A 19666-nucleotide genomic window follows, 5' to 3' on the forward strand; every position below is an offset into this window, starting at 1 on the left:
CCCGGTCGCTTGCCTAGGCCTCGTCGGAGAGGATGACCGAGCGCGTCAGGTTGCGCGGGGCATCCGGGTTCATGCCCCGGGCGCGGGCTCGGTCCAGCGTGACACGGTGGATGCGGGCCAGCTCGGCCAGCGGGTGCACGTCGTTGTTGATGTACAGGGCGCCGGTGCGCACCATGTCCCCGGCCAGTCCCTCGGGCTCCTCGCCGAGCATCCAGGTGACGCGGTTGGGTGCGGCGATGGCGATGGGGCCGTGGCGGTAGTCCATGGCGGGGTAGGACTCGGTCCAGCCCTGCACGGCCTCGCGCATCTTCAGCGCCGCCTCGTGGGCCAGCCCGACGCTCCAGCCGCGGCCCAGGAAGGTGAATTGCTCGGCGTCGATCAGTTCCGCCGGGGTCTGTGCGGCGACGGCAACCCGGGCCTCGGCTACGGCGTCGGTGAGGTCCACGCCGACGCTGGTGAGCAGGTAGGCCAGTGCGGTGGTGGCAAAGCGGGTCTGCACCACCGATTCCTCGTCCGCGTACGGCAGCTGGACCACGGCGTCGACCTTGGACACGATCGGGGAGGTGATGTCGCCGATGACCGCGACGGTCGGGATGGATCCGTCAAGCTCCGCCAGCAGTTCCAGGACCTCGGAGGTGGTGCCCGAGCGGGTGATGGCCACCAGCACGTCGTAGTCGCGGGTGGCGATGAAGGCCTCGGAGGCGGCGAAGGCATCGGTGACGCCCTTGCCGGCGGATTCGCGTGCGGCGGCGTAGGCCTGGGCCATGAACCAGGAGGTGCCGCAGCCCACGACGGCCACGCGCTTGCCGTCGGCCGGCAGCAGGCTCTCTGCCTTGGACTGGGCGATTGCACGTTCCCACATCTCGGGCTGCGAGGTGAGTTCGGCGTCCATGTGGTGGCCAAGCTGGCTGGTGTCGCTCAAGACAGTCTCCTTCTGTGACCCGGTGCCCGTGAAGGTGCCCGGGAATGGCAAGCTCTTCCCTACTATGATTGCTTATGATCGTTTGACTTGTCTACCGATCACAAAAAGTCTTAAGCGACGGGGCTCGTTTCATGCCCCGTCACGCTTGGAACCCGCGCCACCGGCCCCGGGGTGTTCGCGCCGGCAACGAGCCGGAAAACGAAAGGGGGCCGGCGCCGGACCCAAGAAAATCCTGGATCCGGCGCCGGCCCCCTCGGCCTAGGCGTTAGTTGGACAGTGCCGCGATGGCTGCGTCGTAGTTCGGCTCGGTCGTGATTTCCGGGACGACCTCGGTGTGCAGGACGGCGCCGTTCTCGTCCAGGACGACGATCGCGCGGGCCAGCAGGCCCTGCATCGGGCCGTCGCCCAGGGTGAGGCCGAATTCGGCGCCGAAGTCGGAGCGGAAGGTAGAGGTCGGAACGACGTTTTCGATGCCCTCGGCACCGCAGAAACGGCCCAGCGCGAACGGCAGGTCGGCCGAGGCGCAGACGACGGCGGTGTTCTCGAGTCCCGAGGCCAGCTCGTTGAAGCGGCGGACCGAGGAAGCGCAGACGCCGGTGTCGATGGACGGGAAGATATTCAGCACGACGCGCTTGCCGCGCAGCTCGGTGCTGGTGACATCGCCGAGGTCGGCGCCGGTGAGCGTGAAGTCAGGAGCGGTTTCGCCAACGGCGGGCAGCTCGCCAATGATCTGGACGGGGGAACCTTTGAGTGCAGTAATAGCCATGCTCCTTGTTTATCACGAAGGTGCCCTCCCTCACGAAGTGGTTCGCTAGAGGCGTCCCGCCGCCAGCACCCCCGCACGGAATACCGGACCGGTCAGGTTCATGCCCGGCCGGTAGGCCAGGTGCGCCACCGAGGGGGCGTTGAGCAGCTGGATGTCCGCCCGTTTTCCGACCTCCAGGGACCCCACGGCCTCCTGCACGCCCAGCGCGAGCGCTCCCCCGTAGGTGGCCGCGACAATGGCCTCCTCGATGCTCAGGTGCATCTGCAATACGGCCGTGGCCACGCAAAACGCCATGGATGAGGTGTAGGAGGTCCCGGGGTTGCAATTCGAGGCCAGGGCGATTTGCACCCCGGCGTCCAGCAGTTCCCGGCCAGGTGCCAGGGGCTGGCGGGTTGAAAGGTCGCAGGCCGGCAGGCAGGTCGCCACCGTCCCCGGAACGCCCGTTCGCCTGGCCGCATCCCAGTCCTTCCAGGAACCGGCGAGCGCCGTCACATCCGCTTCATCTAGGTAGTTCACGTGGTCAACGCTGGCGGCACCGAACTCCACTGCCAGTTGCACCCCGGGACCGGGGCCCAGCTGGTTGCCGTGGACGCGCAGCCCCAGGCCGGCATCCCGCGCCGCGGTGAGGACCTGGCGGGACTGCGCCTCGTTGAAGGCCCCTCGCTCGCAGAAGACGTCGGCAAACTGCACGTAGGGGGCCACGCGTTCGAGCATTTCCCCGCAGACCAGGTCCGTGTACTCCTGGGCGTCCATGCCCGCGGGCACCAGGTGGGCCCCGAGGAACGTCACCTTATCCACGACCGTCGAGGCGATGCGGGCATGCCGCGCTTCCTCTTCCACGCCCAATCCGTATCCGGTCTTGGTCTCCAGATAGGTGGTTCCCCCTGCCAGCGCCTCGGCGGCACGCCCCATGACCAGGCGGGTGAGGTCGTAGTCGCTGGCCGCCCGCGTCGCCGCGGTGGTGACGGCGATGCCGCCGGCCGCATAATCCTGCCCGGCCATGCGCGCCACGAACTCGGCGCTGCGGTCCCCGGCGAAGACCAGGTGGCTGTGTGAATCCACCCAGCCCGGCAGCGCCGCCCGGTGGCCGGCGTCGATGGTCTTCCCTGCCCGCGGGGCCTCGGTCGCGGGCCCGATCCAGGCGATCTTGTCCCCGTCAATGAGGATTGCCGCGTCCTTGACGACACGGAGCTCGGCATCGGCCGTGAAGGCCTCGGACAGATTGGTGATCAGCGTGGTGCTCATGAAAACTCCGGGTTCTCGGTGAAGAAGGCGGTGTACAGCTTGGCCGGGTCGCCCAGCCGGGTGTGGATGCCGTCGCGGGCGACAAGCTGCCCGTTGATGTGGACCTCGGCGATGTCGGCCGCCGTGGCGGTGAGCGGGAGCTGGCCGGATCGCGAGCCGGCGGTGCGCACCGAATCGGTGCGCACCAGCAGGAAGTCGTCGTTGTCCCCCAGCCCCAGGGAGCGCAGCCCGCCCTCGCGGGCGGCGGCGGAGAGCTCCGTGGGCGAGAACCGTCCGCGCTTGCCGCTGCGCAGGCGCTCGGCATGTTCAAGGGCGCGCTGCTCGAGGTAGGGATCGAGCACCGCGTGCTGGTCGCTGCCCAGGCAAATGTGGGCGCCGGCGTCGGCAAGTTCCCGGGCGGGCCCGATCCCGTCGCCGAGGTCGGCCTCGGTGGTGGGGCACATGACGATGCCGGCCTTCCCGCGGCCCAGTGCCGCGATGTCGGTATCGCTCAGGTGCGTGGCGTGCACCGCCGATAGCCGTGGGCCGAGCAGGCCCGCCTCCTTGAGCAATCCCGTGGGGCTGGTTCCGTAGGCGTTGTGGCAGGCGTCGTTTTCCGCGGGCTGCTCGGAGAGGTGCACGTGCAGGGGCAGCGCGGGATCCAGCCGTGCGGCGATCGCCGCCAGGTCCGCGGGGGCGACCGCGCGCACCGAGTGCACCGCGGCGCCGAGGCTGAGCAGTCCCGCACCGGCATCCAGCTCCGCCAGCGCGGCGCCCAGTTGCCCGTGGCGCCGAAGCCAGCCCTCCACGGTGCCGTCGCTGAAGCGGGCCTGGGTTTCATCGAGTTCCAGCACCGACCCGTCCGCGGCCAGCCCGCCCCGGAGGTAGCAGGTGTCCAGCAGCACCAGGCGGATGCCCGCCGCCAGGGCCGCCCGGCCCAGGGCCAGTTCCATGGCGTGCGGCTCCCCGTCAGAACCCCGGGCCCCATAGGGTGTCCCGTCGATCCGGTGGTGCAGGTAGTGGAACTCCCCCACGGCGCTGTACCCGGCGGCCACCATCTCCGCGAAGACCGCGGTGGCAAGCTGCTGGTATGCCGCGGGGCCCAGTGTCTGGGCCGCGGCGTACATGTGCTCGCGCCAGGTCCAGAAGTCCCCGGCTCCTCCGTCTGCGCCCTCGTGGGTGCGCCCGCGCAGGATCCGGTGGAAGGCATGGGAGTGCGCGTTCACCGGCGCCGGCACCCGCACCGCGTTCGGCGACGCGGTCCCCTGCGGGCTCACAGCAGGTCCTCCAGCACGTCGGCGAGCGCCGCGACACCCGCGGCGGCGTCGTCGTGCTCCACGTATTCCTCCGGCGAGTGGCTGATGCCCGAGGGGTTGCGCACGTAGATCATGCCGGAGGGAACCTCCGCTGCCAACACGCCAGCATCGTGTCCGGCGCCGGTGGGCAGCAGGGGCGCGTTGGGGATGAGCCGGTGCACCGATTTTTCCAGCGCCCGGGTCAGGGCCGGGTCGAAGTTCACCGTTCCGGAGAGGGACTCCTCGGTGAGCACCACCGTGCATCCCTCGAAGGCGGCGATCCTTTGGGCCTGGCCGTGGATCTTCTCCACCAGCATCGCGGTGACCGCATCGTCGGGGTGGCGCACATCGAGCCAGAGGTCCACCCGCGAGGCAATCACGTTGGTCCCGCCGGGGACCGGTTCGAGCCTGCCCACGGTGGCCCGGGCGTCGGCCTGGGCGCGGGCGACCTCGCGGACCTTCACCACCAGCGCCGCGGCGGCGACCATGGGATCCGCCCTGTCCACCATGAGCGTGGTGCCGGCGTGGTTGCCCTGCCCGGCAAAGCTCAGCCGCCAGCGTCCGTGGCCCAGGATGGAGTTGCCGATCGCCACGGCCGGCCCGCGGCCGGCGGCGTCGGTGTGTTCCTCGGTGTTCAGTCCGCGGCCCTGCTCCACGTGCAGCTCGATGAAGTCGCCGATGCTGGCCAGCGCCGCCTCGTCCCTGCCCATGCGTGCGGGGTCAAGGCCGTTGGCCGCCGCCACGTCGGCGAAGGTGTTTCCCGCCGCATCGCGCAGGTTCAGCGCCCTGGCCGGGTCGATGGCGCCGGTGAGCAGCCGCGAGCCCAGGCAGGCAACCCCGAAGCGCGAGCCCTCCTCCTCCGGGAAGACCGCCAGGGCCAGTGCCCTGTTGCGTTGCAGCGAGCCGGAGGCCTCGCGCGCCGCCAGCACGTCGAAGGCCGCCAGCGCGCTGGCCACGCCCAGCGGGCCGTCGAAGGCGCCGCCCCCGGGCACCGAGTCCAGGTGGGATCCGGTGACCAGGGCGCCGCGGCGCGATGCCGCATCCCTGGCGGAACCGGGCGTATCCCACCAGGCCCAGATGATGCCGTTGGCATCGGTTGAGACCTCGAGGCCGCGGGCCCCGGCCTCCGCGGTGAACCACTCGCGCAGGGTGATCTCCGCGTCCGAGTACACGGGGCGCGAGTAGCCCCCGCGCGTGGCGTCGCGTCCGGTGTCGGCAATGGCCGCAAGCAGCGAGTTGACGGTGTTGGTAGGCAAGTTCATGATTCCTATCTGCCGACCATGAGGTAGGCAACGGGGCTGGCGATGAGCAGGGTCAGGGCGACGCGCTGGGCCCAGATGACGACCAGGTGCCAGACCTTCAACGGTATCCGGGTTGCCAGGATGCACGGCACCACGGCGGAGAAGAAGATGATCGCCGAGACGCAGACGACCCCGATGACCAGGCGCAGGTGCTCGGAGGGGTGTCCGGCGACCACGGTGGCGGGCAGGAACATCTCGGCGATGCCCACGGCGGAGGCCTTGGCTGCCAGCACCGGGTCGGGCAGTCCCACGGCCCAGGTGATCGGCACGAAGATGTAGCCCAGCCAGTCAAAGATCGGGGTGAAGCGGGCCAGCAGCAGCCCGATCAGCCCGACCGAGAGGATCGAGGGCAGGATCGCCATGGCCATGAGCAGCCCGTCGCGGAAGTTCACCCAGATGTTGCGCCCCAGCGAGGGCGCGGACTCGAGCATCCCCATGGCCTCGTTCCACGCGGTGGCCAGCCGGCGGGTGGTGACCTTCTCCTCCGGGGAGGCGACGGCCTGCGGGTAGTAGTCGTCCTTGATGCGGCTGAGCGGGGGAAGCCGCACGCAGATGGCGGTGACCAGGAAGGTGACGCCGAAGGAGAGGAAGAAGTAGGGCAGCCACAGGTGCATGATGTCCAGCGTCTTAGCCACGATCACCATGAAGGTGACCGAGACGGTGGAGAAGCCCGTGGCGATGATCGCCGACTCCCGGGCGGTGTAGCGCCCGGACTGGTACATCCGGTCGGTGATCAGCAGGCCCAGCGAGTAGCTGCCCACGAAGGAGGCGACGGCGTCGACGGCCGAGCGGCCCGGGGTGCGCCAGATCGGGCGCATCACGCGCTGGACCAGCACGCCGACGAACTCCATCAGCCCGTAGCCCACCAGCAGCGCCAGGAAGATGGCCCCGACCGGAACGATCATGCCCACGGGGATCACGAGCTTGTCGAAGAGGAAGGGTCCCAGATCCGGTTCGAAGAGCAGTGCCGGCCCCGCGTTGAACACCAGCATGGTGCCGGTGGCCAGGCCGATGATGTTCAGGAACGCGAACACCTTCTTGATGCCCGACTCGCGCCACCGCCCGGAGGCGAAGGGGTAGATCGTCCCGGCAAGGATGAGCCCCAGGGCCACGAAGCGCACCGCGTCGCCGAGCCCCGCGATGATCCAGCCGACCAGGTGGTCCAGCGGGATCGTCTCCTTCCCGCCGATGGTGATCGGGATGAAGAACATGAAGACGCCGATGAGGCTGTAGACGAAGAATCGCCACTTGCCCCGCGGCTGCGCGGAGGTGCGCTGGACATCGAGCTCGGTGTTGTTCGTTCCAGACATGGGAGTTGTCCTTTTTCGAGTGGGAGGGGGAATTCTATTGGGCCATCGGGATGCGCACGCCGCGCTCCTGGGCGACCTCGATGGCGCGTTCGTAGCCGGCATCCACGTGGCGGATCACGCCCATGCCCGGGTCGTTGGTCAGCAGCGCCTCCAGCTTGGCCGCGGCCAGCTCGGAGCCGTCGGCGACGGAGACCTGTCCGGCGTGGATGGAGCGGCCGATGCCGACCCCGCCGCCGTGGTGGATGGAGACCCAGGTGGCACCGGAGCTGGTGGCGGTCAGGGCGTTGAGCAGCGGCCAGTCGGCGATGGCGTCCGAGCCGTCCTTCATGGATTCGGTCTCGCGGTACGGGGATGCCACGGAGCCGGAGTCAAGGTGGTCGCGGCCGATCACGATCGGCGCGGAGACCTTGCCCTCGGCGACCAGCTTGTTGAACAGCACGCCGGCCTTGGCGCGGTCGCCGTAGCCCAGCCAGCAGATGCGCGCCGGAAGGCCCTCGAATTCCACGTGTTCGGCGGCGGCATCCAGCCAGCGGTGCAGGTGCCCGTTTTCCGGGAAGAGCTCCTTGAGCGCCTCGTCGGTGACGCGGATGTCCTCCGGGTCCCCGGAGAGCGCCACCCAGCGGAACGGGCCAAGGCCCTCGCAGAAGAGCGGGCGGATGTAGGCCGGGACGAAGCCCGGGAACTCGAACGCCCGGTCGTAGCCGCCCTGGCGGGCCTCGTCGCGGATGGAGTTGCCGTAGTCGAAGACCTCGGCGCCGATGTCCTGGAAGCCGACCATCGCCTCCACGTGGCGAGCCATGGACGCCTGGGCCTTCTTGGTGAAGCCCTCCGGATCGGACTTGGCCTCGGAGTCCCACTGCTCCAGGGTGTACTCCACCGGCAGGTAGGAAAGCGGGTCGTGCGCCGAGGTCTGGTCGGTGACGATGTCGAAGGCGACCTCGCCGGCCTTCTGGCGGCGCAGCAGCTCGGGGAAGACCTCGGCGGCGTTGCCGACGTAGCCCACCGAGAGCCCCCGGCCCTCGTTCTTCGCGGCGGTGACCTTGGCCAGGGCGGTGTCCAGGTCCAGCTCGACCTCGTCGAGGTAGCGCTTGGAGGCCCGGCGGCGCAGCCGCTCCTCGGACACGTCGACAATCAGGCAGGCGCCGCCGTTGAGGGTGACCGCCAACGGCTGGGCCCCGCCCATGCCGCCGCAGCCGCCGGTCAGGGTCAGGGTGTTGGCCAGCGTGCCGCCGAAGCGCTTGGCGCCAATGGCGGCGAAGGTCTCATAGGTTCCCTGCAGGATGCCCTGGGTGCCGATGTAGATCCAGGACCCGGCGGTCATCTGCCCGTACATCATCAGGCCCTCGGCCTCCAGCTTGCGGAACTCGGGCCAGGTGGCCCAGTCCCCCACCAGGTTGGAGTTGGCGATCAGCACCCGCGGGGCCCACTTGTTGGTGCGGAAGACGCCGACCGGCTTGCCGGACTGGATCAGCAGCGTTTCGTCCTCTTCCAGGTCCGTCAGCGTCTTGATGATCGCGTCGTAGGCCTCCCAGGAACGGGCGGCACGTCCGGTGCCGCCGTAGACGACCAGGTCCTCGGGGCGCTCGGCGACCTCCGGGTCGAGGTTGTTCATCAGCATGCGCAGCGGGGCCTCGGTGGCCCAGGACTTGGCGGTCAGCTTGGTGCCGCGCGGGGCGCGGATGACGCGGGACGGATCGTGCTGGGTGAAGCTCATCGGATGGTTCTCCTTGTCGGTGGTTCTTGATCTGGTGGTGCCCGTTCGGGCGGTGCAACGTGGGTTGTCGTGGGGAATCGAGGCGCGGCCGGCGCGGGCGCCGGGCTAGCTGCCGACGGCCAGGCCCAGCAGCGCCCGGGCCTCGGCGGCGACCAGTTGGCCGATGCGCTCGACCTCTGCCGGGTTCATCCGGTAGCTGGGGGCAACGACGGATATCGCGGCCACGGGTCCGCCGTCGTCCGCGGCTCCGGTTGCCCCGAGCTGCCGCAAGGGGGCGGCGATGGCCGTGACGTCGACCTCGACGCCCTTGTCGGAGACCACGTAACCGGCGTCCGGGGTCTTTCCGGCGAACACGACTCCCAGGCTGGATCCCTCCAGGGGGACGCTGCGACCCACCCAGGAGGCGTGGCGCACCGAGTGGGTTCCCTCGGCGATGGCCAGGTACACGGCGTGGTCGCTGCCCGTGCCCTGGTGTCCGCGCACCGAAAGGTAGGCGGATTCGCCTGTCGCGTCGACCAGTCGCTGCAGGGCCGGTGCGGCCAGGTGGATCAGCGACTCGTGGCTCAGGGCCTGGGCGCCGAGCTGCACCAGGCGCAGGCCGGGCCGGTATTCCCCGTCCGCGTCCTTGCGCACAAAGCCGCTGTTTTCCAGGGTGCGCAGCAGCCGCAGGGCCGTGGAGGCCGAGAGTTCCGTCTCGCGGGAGACTTCTGCCAACGACACCGCCCCTGCATCGCAGACGGCGCCGAGCAATTGCAGGGCTCGTTCCACGGTTCGGGTTGCCGGTTCTGCCACGGTATTCCTCCATCGGGGTGTTTCGGTCTCGGGAACGCCTGTCTTTGGGTGCCTTTTGGCGCCCTGGGACAAAATTCAAACCCCTGGGGGCTTGCCCCGGAGCCACGTGATGCGTTTCACTTATTGAAACGCTAATTTCATCCCTTGGCAAGTGTTTGCGAGATCCGGCTCACACGACACCACGGAAAACCCACCTGTCAGAAGGAAGAACCCATGAATGCCAGCATCACCATCTCGACCGGCGCGTTGAAGCCACAGGACGTCGTCGCAGTGGCACGCCACGGTGCGCAGGTGGAACTGGGCGCCGACGCACTTGCCGCCATCGAGTCCTCGCGCGCCGTGATCGACGCACTGGTCAGCGACACCGTCCCGCACTACGGAGTGTCCACCGGCTTCGGGGCACTGGCCACCAAGCAGATTCCGATCGAGCTGCGCGCCCAGCTGCAGCGCTCGCTGATACGTTCGCACGCGGCTTCCTCCGGCGCCGAGGTGCCGCGCGAGGTGGTCCGCGCGCTGATGCTCAACCGCATTTCAACCCTGGCCACCGGCCGCACCGGCGTCCGCCCGATCGTTGCCACCACCTACGCCGAAATCCTCAACGCGGGAATCACCCCGGTCATCGGCGAGTACGGCTCCCTGGGCTGTTCCGGGGACCTGGCCCCGTTGTCCCACGCCGCCCTGGCGTTGATGGGCGAGGGCCCGGTCCGCGACGCCGCGGGCACCGCCATGGACGCCTCCGAGGCACTTGCCGCCGCGGGCATCGCCCCGGTGGTCCTGGCCGAAAAGGAGGGGCTCGCACTGGTCAACGGCACCGACGGGATGCTCGGCATGCTGCTCCTGGCCGCGGCCGACCTCCATGCGCTGGTCAGCATCGCCGACCTGTCGGCAGCCATGAGCATCGAGGGGCTGCTGGGCACCGATGCCGTCTTCGCGCAGGACCTGCACGCACTGCGCCCGCACCCGGGCCAGCGCGACTCGGCCGCCAACATGCGCGGCGTCCTGGCCGGCTCGCCCCTGATCGAGGAGCAAAAGTCCGGCGCCCACAAGTTCACCCGGGTCCAGGACGCCTATTCGCTGCGCTGCGCCCCGCAGGTGCACGGCGCGGTGCGCGCGACCCTGGCGCACGCCGAATCCGTGGCCGCCCTCGAGCTGGCCTCGGCGATCGACAACCCGGTGGTCACCCTCGATGGCCGGGTCGAGTCCAACGGCAACTTCCACGGCGCCCCCGTCGGCTACGTGCTGGACTTCCTGGCCATCGCCGTGGCCGACCTCGCTTCCATCTCCGAACGCCGCACCGACAGGTTCCTGGACAAGGCACGCAACCACGGACTGAACGCGTTCCTGGCCGACGACCCCGGGGTGGACTCGGGCCACATGATCGCCCAGTACACCGCGGCCGGCATCGTCTCCGAGCTCAAGCGCCTGGCCGTCCCGGCGTCGGTGGACTCGATCCCGTCCTCCGCCATGCAGGAAGACCACGTGTCGATGGGCTGGCACGCGGGGCTGAAGCTGCGCAAGGGAATCGACGGGCTGGCCCGCGTGCTGGCCATCGAGCTGCTCACCAGCGCCCGCGCCCTGGACATGCGCGACGGCGGCCTGGACTCCTCCAAGTCCTCCCCGGTCATCACCGCGGTGCGCCGGCAGATCCGCACCCGCGTCGAGGGCCCGGGAACCGACAGGTTCCTTTCCCCCGAGATCGAGGCCGTCTTCCAGATGGTGGCGGACGGCTCGCTGCTGGATGCCGCCAACTCGGTGCTCGAAGCCCGGCTGGCATAGTGTCCGGTTCCCCCTCCGACCCCGGCCGGATGCCGGGCACCGCGCAGAGGCAGGACCTGTCACCCGGCACCGTCATCGCCTACTCGGGGATTCGGCCCGCCCCGTGGCGCAATGGCGGCGGGGTGACCCGGCAGATCGCTTCGGGTCGGCTGGACCGCTCCGGAAACCCGGAGGCAAGCACCGGAGAGGACTGGGACTGGCGGCTGAGCATTGCAGATGTCCAGACCCCCGGGGACTTCTCCGCCTTTGCCGGGATGTGGCGGATCCTGACCGTGATCGAGGGCGAGTCCATGGTGCTGCGCATCGACGGGACCGAGCGGCGGCTGGAACGGTACCGCCCGCTTGGTTTCGACGGCGGGGCCGCCACGAGTGCGACGCTGCCCGAGGGGCCGATCAGGGACTTCAACCTGATCGCCCGCACCGGAACGGTAAGCGGGCATGTTCGACTCGTGGAACTGTCACCGGGGCACCCGCTGCAACTGACCAGAGGCCGGCTCGGCGTCCTACTCCAGGGCGCGGCCACGCTGCAGGTGGGCGGGCAACACGTCCAGGACCTGGAGCGCTACGACACGATCGTTGGCGGCGGGGAATCGACGCCGGCCATCACCGGCGGCGGCTTCGTGGCCGTGGTTTCGCTTGAGCATGGGTAGGTGAATTCCTCACAGGCACGCTCGGCGGAGCGCAGGCCCGGGTCGGGGGCGTCGTGTCCGCTAACAGGCGCCGTCGCCGCAGCGGACATGCGCGCGCCGTCCCCGACCGAAGCCGCTGCTTGACTGCCACATCAAATTGGCGTGCCCGGGCAGCTGCCCCAGATAATGGTTTCCATGCCGTCTTCCTCTCTCCTGGGCTTCGCCGGGGTTGCCCTTGTCGTGGTGCTGGCCCCCGGGCCCGACACCTTCCTGCTGCTGCGCTACGCCCTGAACCGTCCGCGCAACGGGGTCGCAGCGGCTCTTGGCATGATGGTCTCAATCATGGGCTGGGCGGCCCTGGCCGGCCTGGGTGTTGCAGCGCTCCTGCAGACCTACCCGGCCATCCACCAGGGCATCGCGATCGTCGGCGGCGCCTACCTGCTCTACCTTGGCCTCGGATCGCTGATCAAGGCGCGCTTCCTTGCCGGCGCGTCAGCCGCGACGGCGCGCACCACGACCAGGAAAGTGGCCGCGGCCGAAACCGAATTCACGTTGGTGCAGTCGGCGAGGGCAGGGGCCCTTTCTGCCGCGCTGAACCCGAAGCTGGGGCTGCTGTTCCTGGCGTTGATGCCACCGTTCATCCCTGCCGGATCGAACATGCTGGGTTCGGCGTTGATCCTGGGAGCAATCTTCGCGGCCATGGGCTTCGCGTACCTGATGGTGCTGACCGCGATCGCAGCCCGGGCCATGGCATGGTTCAAGAGCCCGACGGTGGGCATCTGGCTCGAACGGGTCTCCTCCGGGGCACTGGCCATCATGGGCATCGTGGTGCTGCTCGGGGCGTTCACCTAGCAGCACCGACCGCCGCCCGGACCCGATACGACTGGGCGCCCACTAGACTTCTTTTCATGACGACGACTAACCGGATGCTGGCAGCCGGAACCATCTTGCACCTGGCCGACTCCACCAAGCGGAAATGGGCCCACGGGGAAGTCCGGGAAATCGCCGCCGGAAAGCTGGGACCCGATGCGACCCTGTTGCCCGCCGAAGGCAACGCGTGGGATTGGCGCCTGAGCGTGGCCTCCATCGAAGCGGCCGGGGACTTCACGCGCTACGACGGCCTTGACCGGACGCTGACGGTGATCGCCGGCGAGCTGCTCGAACTCACCATCGACGGTGCGGCCCATGCGGTGGAAGCCCTGCGCCCGTTGAGGTTCTCCGGCGACAGCGCCGTCGCCGCCGCCCTGCCCACGGGAGACGTGCTGGCGCTGAACTTGATCACGCGCACCGGTGCCGTGCGCGGCAACGTGCGCATCGTGGAACTCTCCAAAAAGCGCGAACAGCACCTCTTCGGAGCCCAATTCGGCGTGATGCTGCAGGGCAAGGCCACCATGCTGCGCGGGGAATCGGAAGAAACACTTGCGCTGCGCGACACCGTGATCGGCGGGGAGGAAGACTCCCCGCGCATCAGCGGCCGCGGCTTCATGGCCGTGGTGTCCCTCGACCTGCCGTAGCGGCTTGGGCCGAGGGCTGTTGGAGTCCTCGGCTACTGGTTCAGGCCGGGCTTGACCGGCACGAACCCCACCGCGTTCTTGCGGTGGATGGCCTTGGCCGGAGTGCGCTTGAAGCCCTTCGCATCCATCTTGTTCTGCAGCCGGAATTCGGCCAGGGCCGCGTCATAGATTTCGTTCATCCGGCTCCCGGTGACTTCTTCCTGCGTCCCGTCGGTGAACGCGATGGAGATGGCGAGCTTCGCGGGGAAGTGCCGGCTCATCCGGACGTTGCCGTCGGTGTCCTGCTGGAGATTGATCATGTATTGCCTATCTTTCGTGAACGTGTATCCCCCAGTCTCCACTACGCACGGCTGGGTTCATTACCCGCCGCCGCGGGCGGTGCCCACGCTTTCGCCACACTCCTGCTGGTTGCGGCCCGGCCGGGAGACGGACGACATGTGCCCGGCAGCCCAGACAACCGGCATCGAAGCACCCCCCGTTCCCCCGAATCCACCGGACCGCGTCGGTACGCACCCGATAGACTTGCCGCTTCATCGCCGACACGGGACGGGTACGGGCACCCATGGACTACAACGACTACGAGCTTGTCGCCTTCTGTGGGCTTTGCCTCGGAGCAGCGATGCCGCTGGTGGCCATCGGCGTCTTCGTGCATCTGCGCCGCGGTGCCAGGGCCCTGGACTGGTACATGTTCCTGGGATGCATCGGATCGATCGCCTATGGGTGCTTTGCGGGCCTGGTCGTGGACGCCGTGTTTCCGCCGCCCTACGTTCCGGGACTCTCCGAGGGCCGGGGGCTCGACCTTCGAGGCGTGGCCCTGGTCATCGGGTCATGGATCGGCGGGATCCTCGGTGTCGTCGCCACCGTGGCCACGTTCCTGGTTTCCAAGTTGGTTCACTGGCGCCGGCAACGGAAAACCGCCATGCAGCACGACGTGGACATCCGCTGACGCGCCGTCGGCCCACCCTTCAGGCCTGCAGGACCCGGTCCTCGATCTCGTCTTGCACCCAGGCCTCCCCGTCCCGGAACACGTTGAGGGCCAGCGGCAACTGGTGGGAGGCGCTCTCCACGATGTGCATGAGATAGCCGGCGGTGTTGGGAAAAGCGATGACATCGTTCGGGGCTGCACCTTGCGGGAACTCGAACCGCCGGCGCAGGATCAGCTCCTCCTCGATGCAGTAGGCACCCACCAGGAAACCGCTGAACGGTTCGCGCGCGCGCCGCGGCCGTGCCGCGTGGATGAGGATCGGGTCGAGCAGGAAATCCGCCGAGGTCGATCGGCACTGCGTCCTGTTCATGTGCAGCCCCAGCAACGGCACGCCGTCGCTGCGCTCCTTCCCGAACGCGACAGCTGCAAGCGTCATGCCGCACCCGTCCAGCAGGGAACGCCCGGGTTCGCAGCGCAACTGGAGGTTTCGGCCGGCCAGCAGCTCCGCGATGCTCCCGGCCCCGGCCGGTTCGACGGCAAGGACCGTATCCAGCCATTGCCCGCGGACCGGGCTCTGGTGGTAGGGATAGACGTCCTTGCTCGGCTTCTTCCCGACGGCCCCGAGGGAATCGGATTTCCAGGTGATTTGCCCCGAGCCGGCCGGTTGCCCGGCGAGCGCCTCCCAAAAGCCGGCCCATTGGGCGGCGCTGTCCACATAGGACATCGGGATGCCCCCGCCCATGTCGATGAAGCCGGGCGCATGTCCCAAATCCACCAAGGCGTCGACCAGCTCCACCGACTCCGCCAGAGCAAGTGCCCGATGTTCGGCGCTGTACCCGTTGAGGTGGAAGTGGATCCCGACGATCCGAAGCCGGGAGGGATCCGGCGGCCCGGCCAGGAATTCGAGCCATTCCGCTGCCCGCAGGCCAAAGCGTGTTGGCGGCACCAGGGCGTTCTCGGTGGCCAGGCGCAGGGCGACGCGGGCACGCACCCCGCAGGACTCGGCAACTTCCCGCAGGTCTTCGGCCTCGTCCCGGTTGTCCAGGCTCACCACCACGCCGTTTTCCAGGGCCAGCCTGAGCAGCGCCGGCGACTTGACGGCGGCCGTGACAATGATCAGTTCCGGGTCCACGCCGCGGCGCAGGCACTGGTCGAGTTCGTGGAAGCTGGCCACGTCGATCCCGCACCCCGCGTCCACCGCGGCGTCGATGGCGCCGATGGTCTTGTTGGCCTTGCGCGCCAGGTACACCTGGAAATCCACCGAGTGCCGGGCCGCGGCCGAACGCAGTTCCTCGACGTTGCGGCCCAGGGAGGAGAAATCGTGGAGATTGACCGGGGATCCGAACGTGTCGATCAATTCCCGGCACTGTGCCGCGTCAGCGACCACCCGCTCCATCCAGGGTTCAAGGCGCGCGGTCAGCGGTGCGGTGCCGTGCATCAGGGGTTTCATGATCGTTCTCCAAGGTGTTGGGGCAGTCGTTGTCGCACGATGCGCCGGGCCCAGCTGCGGGGTTCGGGATGCAGCGTGCGGTTCAGGGTGTCATGGCCCAGCGTGGGGCCCTCGGTGGGACGGCCGAGCGCGGCCAGGGATTCGTTCCGGTTGCCGTTTGCGTCGATGCAGGTTCCGTCGGCATCGGTCAGCAGCCCGCGTTCCCCCTCGCGCACCAGCACCTCGCCGGCGGCGAGCAGGCCGGCGATGACAGGGGACATGGCCCGGCCGCCCGGCGCCGCGGAGTCCAGCACGCCGGCGGGCGGGGTGACGGCGTCAAGCAGCACCGTGTCCCGCGGCGGCCGCGGCGGGAACGGGCCCTGATCCAGCAGGCCGCAGTCGAAGAGCGCCAGCAGCTTCAGCGCCGTCCCCTCGGGAGGACCGAAGGCCATGCGCTCCAACTGCCCGGACACGCGGTGGAACAGCTTGGCTTGCGCGGGCAGCCAGCGCACCCGCGAAACTGCCCGCACCACCTCGGGATACAGGCCCGACCACACCCGGGCCCACAGCCATTGGGCGGTGGGCGGCGCCTGCAGGTGGTTCGCTCTGATGCTGCGCCGGATGTTTTCCGCGGCGGATTCGGTGCCCTGCCCCTCTCCCGTGCGCCCGGTCAGGGCCGTGCGCCACAGATCCAGAGGCGTGACCGGCGAGCCGCACCGTTCCGCGCAGTCGAGGGCGCAGGACAGCAGGATCCTGAACAGGCCGGTGTATGCGGCGCCGGTGCCCGCCGGGAGGCAGGCGATTTCGCGGCCCCAGTCAAGGACCCGTTGTCGGTGCCCGTCGATGCACCTGCGGATGTCTTCCGGCACCTCATCGGGCTTGGGAACCATGGGCAGGGTGCTCCGGGAGGCCAGGGTGATCCCGGACGGTTCCCGGCCACCGGGGATGTAGCGCAGCCAGGGCGTCCCGGATTCGGGGCCCGCGGACTCGGTCCACCGTCCGCCGCGGCCCTCGGTCAGCAGCAGGACGGCATCGTAGGCGGTCAGGGCTGCGCCCCGGATGAGGACCCGGCTGCCTACCGGGATGCCTTCCTCGCCCAGTGCCGGGTACTCCCCGATCAGCGGGCCGCCGTTGCGGGCCGAGGCGAGCGGTTGCCCCGGCGCATCCAAGGCCATCCCATGTCCGGTCGCGAGCACCACCTCGTCGTACAACCCCGACCCGGCATCGCTAAAGACCTCCCATTGCGCCCCGGCACGCTCCACGCCCGTGACCAGGGCCGGGACGTGGGTCAGGCCGAAGGCCGCCGTCCCGGCGAGGTGCCGGAACTGCTCGGCCAGGTACCTGCCGACCACGACCCGGGGCGGGTAGCGCTCCCCGCGGTACCGCGGCTCGACCCGTGCCACCCATTGCGCGAAGGTCTCCGGTCCCGCCGAAGGCCCCGCGTCGAGGATGCCCGCGGACACATTGAGTCGCAACGCCGTGGGCTGGCCCTCCTGCCAGACCCTCCCGGCACCGGGCGGACAGGGGTCGAAAACATCGATGGCCAGCCCTTCGGCCGCCGCGTCGGGACACCTGTCCCGGAGCTCGAGCAGGGCAAACAGGCACTTGGGCCCTCCCCCGATGAACGCCACGCGCGTCATCGGGGGCTGGCGCCCAGCACCTCGGCAACGGTGTCCGGCTCCGGTTCGGAGCCAAGGTTGCTGCGGACCCAGTCGTCGTCATAGACCGTGTGCAGGTAGGGGACCCCCGAATCGTGGACCAGGAATCCGATGCGCGTGCCTTCCTCGATTCCCGGCAGGTCCCGCCCCATCGCCGCCACGATGGCGCCCGTCGAGGCCCCCGCCAGGATCCCCTCGCGCCTGGCCAACATGCGGCAGCCCCTGACCATGTCGATTTCGTCGATCCGGCACACGACGTCGGGGTCGGCCTGCAGGGCCAGTTCCGGGACGATGCCCGCACCCAACCCGGGGAAGCGCCGAACGCCCTCTTCCCCGCCGAACAACACCGATCCAACCGCATCCACCGCGACCAGCTTGGTCTCCGGGTGGTGTAGGCGCAGGTACCGTTGGCAGCCCAGGAGGGTGCCTGTGGTGCTGGTTGCCACGAACAGCATGTCCAGCCGCCCGTCCACCGCATCCATGAACTCGGGCATCGTCGTGGTGAAATGCGCATCCGGGTTGTCCGGCGATCCGTATTGGTTGGTGGTCACGGCCCCGGGATTCTCGCCCAGCAGCTCTTGGACCCTTTGGCGCCGGGCGGCCAGCTTGTTTCCATCGACGGGGGTCCGCACCAGCTCGATCCTCGCCCCGTACGCGCGCATGAGCTCAAGCGCCGAGCGGTTGGCGTTCTCGTCGACAACCGCCACGAACCCGATCCCGCGGACCCCGGATTGCCTGGCCAGCGCGATGCCGAGGTTCCCGGAGGTCGATTCCACGATCAGGCCCCCGGGCTCGAGCCTGCCGGAGGCCATGAGCGACCCAATGAGGCTGCTGGCGGTGCGTTCCTTGGTGCTTCCCGAGAGCTGGAGGAGGTCCAGCTTCGCGAAGACCTCGATCTCCGGCCTGCCGAAGAGCCGTTCCAGCTTCACCGTCGGGGTGCTGAAGGGGTCGAGCGTTCCAACGTGGGTCATGTTCGTTCCTCGCATCTGGTTGGACAGCGGCATCCGGCCCGGCGGCCCTGGAACGGTGGTGACCGGGCCGGAGCCATGAATGGCCCGCGCTTCGCCTCGGCGTGGGGAACGCCGACGTCACACGGGTTATCGGGTGGACAAACCCGCGGCAGCGGGTTGCAACTGTGGCCAGTCTAGGAGCGGGTGTTGGTTCTGACCAGACCAAAACCGAAAAACTCCTTTCCCCGGAGGCTTGCCGAAACACCTGTCCGACATGGGAAACTCAGGGCATGCACATGCGCGCGGAACCCACCGGAGACCACCTGGTCGGGCGACGCTTCCCCGAGGTCTCGCTCCCGGCGACCACGGGCATGACGATGTCGCCGGAGGACTTCGCCTCGGGGTCGTTCGTGTTGTTCATCTACCCGCGCACGGGGCGGCCGGACCGCATCGAGCCGCCCGAATGGTCGATGGTGCCCGGAGCCAAGGGTTGCACGTCCGAATCGTGCGAGTTCCCCGATCTTGCCGCGGACTTTGCAGCCATCGGCTTCGGCATCTACGGACTTTCCAGCCAGGACACCGACTACCAGCGCGAGGCCGCGGGGCGCCTGCACCTGCCCTACCCGCTGCTCTCGGATCCCGGGTTCGTCCTCGCGGCCGAGTTGGGATTGCCGACCTTCGACTTTGACGGCGGGAAGCTCCATGTACGCAGCACGCTGGTCGTTTCGGACGGCGAGATCATCCTTGCCTATGTTGGCATCACCGACGCGGCCGCACATCCCCTGCTTCTCCTCGCCCGGCTCCAGGAAGAAGGCTAGGGGACCCAAGGCCGCGGAAACCGACTCGATCGAAGCGGTACGGCCCGTGGTGCGGGTTCCCGAAGCGCCCCAGCGACGACGACCCCGGATGGATGCGGGGAACCCGACGAAACCATCTGCAACGGCCTGCTTCCTGGTGCGCGCGATCCACCTTCAGGGTCTCCGTCGAGCGGCGATGATCTCCTGACGCCCCGGCTAATATAGCCACCTGCCTGAATAATCGTTCCGAAACGCAACCATTCCCGGCGAGTTCCTGCCGACACCACGCCCCCGGGGACCTTCCAAAAAATATGTCACAGGTAACATTCGGAAATCTTTCAGCCCCCACTAAAAATTCATCTTCAATCCCGCCCGCGCTACCCGGGGCCCTGGAAACGAGGGGGCACGGCGCCGCAAGAACGCCTAAAAATAAACTCTTCGGTAACCCACATCACAGCATGTGGACCCCTGATCCGGAAATCCCAATCGCATAGGCCCCACTCCCATTCCCTTCGCCTTCCCATGGGCTCCGGCCGGACGCCTAACCCCCATCTCAGGAGCGCTTTCCCATATCACTGTCGACGTGCCGCACGGCACGCACACCTGCCGTTTATGCGGCGTTCACTTGTCGCCTCTACGTTTGCTTGACCAGCAGATGGAAATG

At 68.8% G+C, this 19666-nt stretch carries 18 protein-coding genes; 6 read left to right on the forward strand and 12 right to left on the reverse strand.

Annotated elements, in window-relative coordinates; all coding sequences use genetic code 11:
- Positions 1-13: 13 nt before the first annotated feature.
- The 8 genes from KRR55_RS13890 to KRR55_RS13925 form a co-directional block, all read right to left on the reverse strand.
- A complete protein-coding gene (locus KRR55_RS13890) occupies positions 14-892 on the reverse strand; it encodes an SIS domain-containing protein (protein WP_217389784.1) in 879 nt (292 codons plus the stop codon).
- 295 nt (positions 893-1187) lie between these two features.
- A complete protein-coding gene (gene tpx / locus KRR55_RS13895) occupies positions 1188-1688 on the reverse strand; it encodes a thiol peroxidase (protein ID WP_217389698.1) in 501 nt (166 codons plus the stop codon).
- Positions 1689-1733: 45 nt separating this feature from the next.
- On the reverse strand, positions 1734-2933 hold the full coding sequence (hutI, locus tag KRR55_RS13900; protein ID WP_217389699.1) for an imidazolonepropionase: 1200 nt from the start codon (positions 2931-2933) through the stop codon (positions 1734-1736).
- The gene (locus tag KRR55_RS13905) at positions 2930-4189 is read right to left on the reverse strand and encodes a formimidoylglutamate deiminase (protein WP_217389700.1); all 1260 of its coding nucleotides are present in this window, start codon (positions 4187-4189) and stop codon (positions 2930-2932) included. Before KRR55_RS13905 ends, hutI begins: the two co-directional genes overlap by 4 nt.
- Positions 4186-5469, reverse strand: a complete 1284-nt coding sequence (locus KRR55_RS13910) for an allantoate amidohydrolase (RefSeq protein ID WP_217389701.1) — start codon at positions 5467-5469, stop codon at positions 4186-4188. Before KRR55_RS13910 ends, KRR55_RS13905 begins: the two co-directional genes overlap by 4 nt.
- A 5-nt stretch (positions 5470-5474) precedes the next feature.
- Positions 5475-6818: a YjiH family protein gene (locus KRR55_RS13915; protein WP_217389702.1), complete on the reverse strand. Its 1344-nt coding sequence runs from the start codon at positions 6816-6818 to the stop codon at positions 5475-5477.
- A gap of 34 nt (positions 6819-6852) precedes the next feature.
- Positions 6853-8532, reverse strand: coding sequence for a urocanate hydratase (hutU, locus tag KRR55_RS13920; RefSeq protein ID WP_217389703.1), 1680 nt, complete (start codon positions 8530-8532; stop codon positions 6853-6855).
- 105 nt (positions 8533-8637) lie between these two features.
- Entirely contained in the window at positions 8638-9324 is a 687-nt protein-coding gene (locus KRR55_RS13925) for an IclR family transcriptional regulator (RefSeq protein ID WP_217389704.1), read from the reverse strand.
- Between the two features lie 213 nt (positions 9325-9537).
- On the opposite strand from KRR55_RS13925, the gene hutH reads away from it, so the two are divergent.
- The 4 genes from hutH to KRR55_RS13945 all read left to right on the forward strand — a co-directional run bounded on the left by hutH (position 9538) and on the right by KRR55_RS13945 (position 13243).
- On the forward strand, positions 9538-11100 hold the full coding sequence (hutH, locus tag KRR55_RS13930; protein ID WP_217389705.1) for a histidine ammonia-lyase: 1563 nt from the start codon (positions 9538-9540) through the stop codon (positions 11098-11100).
- Entirely contained in the window at positions 11100-11750 is a 651-nt protein-coding gene (locus KRR55_RS13935) for a HutD/Ves family protein (RefSeq protein ID WP_336245123.1), read from the forward strand. Before hutH ends, KRR55_RS13935 begins: the two co-directional genes overlap by 1 nt.
- A gap of 174 nt (positions 11751-11924) precedes the next feature.
- The gene (locus tag KRR55_RS13940) at positions 11925-12581 is read left to right on the forward strand and encodes a LysE family translocator (protein ID WP_217389706.1); all 657 of its coding nucleotides are present in this window, start codon (positions 11925-11927) and stop codon (positions 12579-12581) included.
- A gap of 56 nt (positions 12582-12637) precedes the next feature.
- Positions 12638-13243, forward strand: a complete 606-nt coding sequence (locus KRR55_RS13945) for a HutD/Ves family protein (RefSeq protein ID WP_254456203.1) — start codon at positions 12638-12640, stop codon at positions 13241-13243.
- Positions 13244-13275: 32 nt separating this feature from the next.
- Here KRR55_RS13945 and KRR55_RS13950 read toward each other — a convergent pair whose 3' ends face one another.
- Positions 13276-13542 carry a hypothetical protein gene (locus tag KRR55_RS13950; RefSeq protein WP_217389707.1) on the reverse strand — a complete coding sequence of 89 codons (267 nt, stop codon included), beginning with the start codon at positions 13540-13542 and terminating at the stop codon, positions 13276-13278.
- 263 nt (positions 13543-13805) lie between these two features.
- On the opposite strand from KRR55_RS13950, the gene KRR55_RS13955 reads away from it, so the two are divergent.
- On the forward strand, positions 13806-14189 hold the full coding sequence (locus KRR55_RS13955) for a hypothetical protein (RefSeq protein ID WP_217389708.1): 384 nt from the start codon (positions 13806-13808) through the stop codon (positions 14187-14189).
- A gap of 19 nt (positions 14190-14208) precedes the next feature.
- Here the strand turns inward: KRR55_RS13955 and KRR55_RS13960 are convergent, their stop codons facing one another.
- From KRR55_RS13960 to KRR55_RS13970, 3 genes are read right to left on the reverse strand one after another with little or no spacing between them, the layout of a single operon-like run.
- Positions 14209-15618: an alanine racemase gene (locus KRR55_RS13960; protein ID WP_217389709.1), complete on the reverse strand. Its 1410-nt coding sequence runs from the start codon at positions 15616-15618 to the stop codon at positions 14209-14211.
- On the reverse strand, positions 15615-17237 hold the full coding sequence (locus KRR55_RS13965) for an FAD/NAD(P)-binding protein (protein WP_217389710.1): 1623 nt from the start codon (positions 17235-17237) through the stop codon (positions 15615-15617). The genes KRR55_RS13960 and KRR55_RS13965 overlap by 4 nt, the downstream gene beginning before the upstream one ends.
- Positions 17234-18226 (reverse strand): pyridoxal-phosphate dependent enzyme, encoded by a 993-nt coding sequence (locus KRR55_RS13970; protein WP_217389711.1) that lies wholly within the window; start codon positions 18224-18226, stop codon positions 17234-17236. Before KRR55_RS13970 ends, KRR55_RS13965 begins: the two co-directional genes overlap by 4 nt.
- 269 nt (positions 18227-18495) lie before the next feature.
- Here KRR55_RS13970 and KRR55_RS13975 point away from each other — a divergent pair, with 269 nt between their 5' ends.
- The gene (locus KRR55_RS13975; RefSeq protein ID WP_217389712.1) at positions 18496-19023 is read left to right on the forward strand and encodes a peroxiredoxin; all 528 of its coding nucleotides are present in this window, start codon (positions 18496-18498) and stop codon (positions 19021-19023) included.
- Positions 19024-19666: the final 643 nt, after the last annotated feature.

The sequence above is a fragment of the Paeniglutamicibacter quisquiliarum genome (genome assembly GCF_019084045.1).
Classification (GTDB): Bacteria; Actinomycetota; Actinomycetes; order Actinomycetales; family Micrococcaceae; genus Paeniglutamicibacter; species Paeniglutamicibacter quisquiliarum.

Bases quoted from the DNA above. Each gene is read 5' to 3' on its own strand.
- KRR55_RS13890 (WP_217389784.1), bottom strand. From the start codon at position 892: ATGGACGCCGAACTCACCTCGCAGCCCGAGATGTGGGAACGTGCAATC.
- tpx (WP_217389698.1), bottom strand. From the start codon at position 1,688: ATGGCTATTACTGCACTCAAAGGTTCCCCCGTCCAGATCATTGGCGAG.
- hutI (WP_217389699.1), bottom strand. From the start codon at position 2,933: ATGAGCACCACGCTGATCACCAATCTGTCCGAGGCCTTCACGGCCGAT.
- KRR55_RS13910 (WP_217389701.1), bottom strand. From the start codon at position 5,469: ATGAACTTGCCTACCAACACCGTCAACTCGCTGCTTGCGGCCATTGCC.
- KRR55_RS13915 (WP_217389702.1), bottom strand. From the start codon at position 6,818: ATGTCTGGAACGAACAACACCGAGCTCGATGTCCAGCGCACCTCCGCG.
- hutU (WP_217389703.1), bottom strand. From the start codon at position 8,532: ATGAGCTTCACCCAGCACGATCCGTCCCGCGTCATCCGCGCCCCGCGC.
- hutH (WP_217389705.1), top strand. From the start codon at position 9,538: ATGAATGCCAGCATCACCATCTCGACCGGCGCGTTGAAGCCACAGGAC.
- KRR55_RS13940 (WP_217389706.1), top strand. From the start codon at position 11,925: ATGCCGTCTTCCTCTCTCCTGGGCTTCGCCGGGGTTGCCCTTGTCGTG.
- KRR55_RS13945 (WP_254456203.1), top strand. From the start codon at position 12,638: ATGACGACGACTAACCGGATGCTGGCAGCCGGAACCATCTTGCACCTG.
- KRR55_RS13950 (WP_217389707.1), bottom strand. From the start codon at position 13,542: ATGATCAATCTCCAGCAGGACACCGACGGCAACGTCCGGATGAGCCGG.
- KRR55_RS13955 (WP_217389708.1), top strand. From the start codon at position 13,806: ATGGACTACAACGACTACGAGCTTGTCGCCTTCTGTGGGCTTTGCCTC.
- KRR55_RS13960 (WP_217389709.1), bottom strand. From the start codon at position 15,618: ATGAAACCCCTGATGCACGGCACCGCACCGCTGACCGCGCGCCTTGAA.
- KRR55_RS13965 (WP_217389710.1), bottom strand. From the start codon at position 17,237: ATGACGCGCGTGGCGTTCATCGGGGGAGGGCCCAAGTGCCTGTTTGCC.
- KRR55_RS13970 (WP_217389711.1), bottom strand. From the start codon at position 18,226: ATGACCCACGTTGGAACGCTCGACCCCTTCAGCACCCCGACGGTGAAG.
- KRR55_RS13975 (WP_217389712.1), top strand. From the start codon at position 18,496: ATGCACATGCGCGCGGAACCCACCGGAGACCACCTGGTCGGGCGACGC.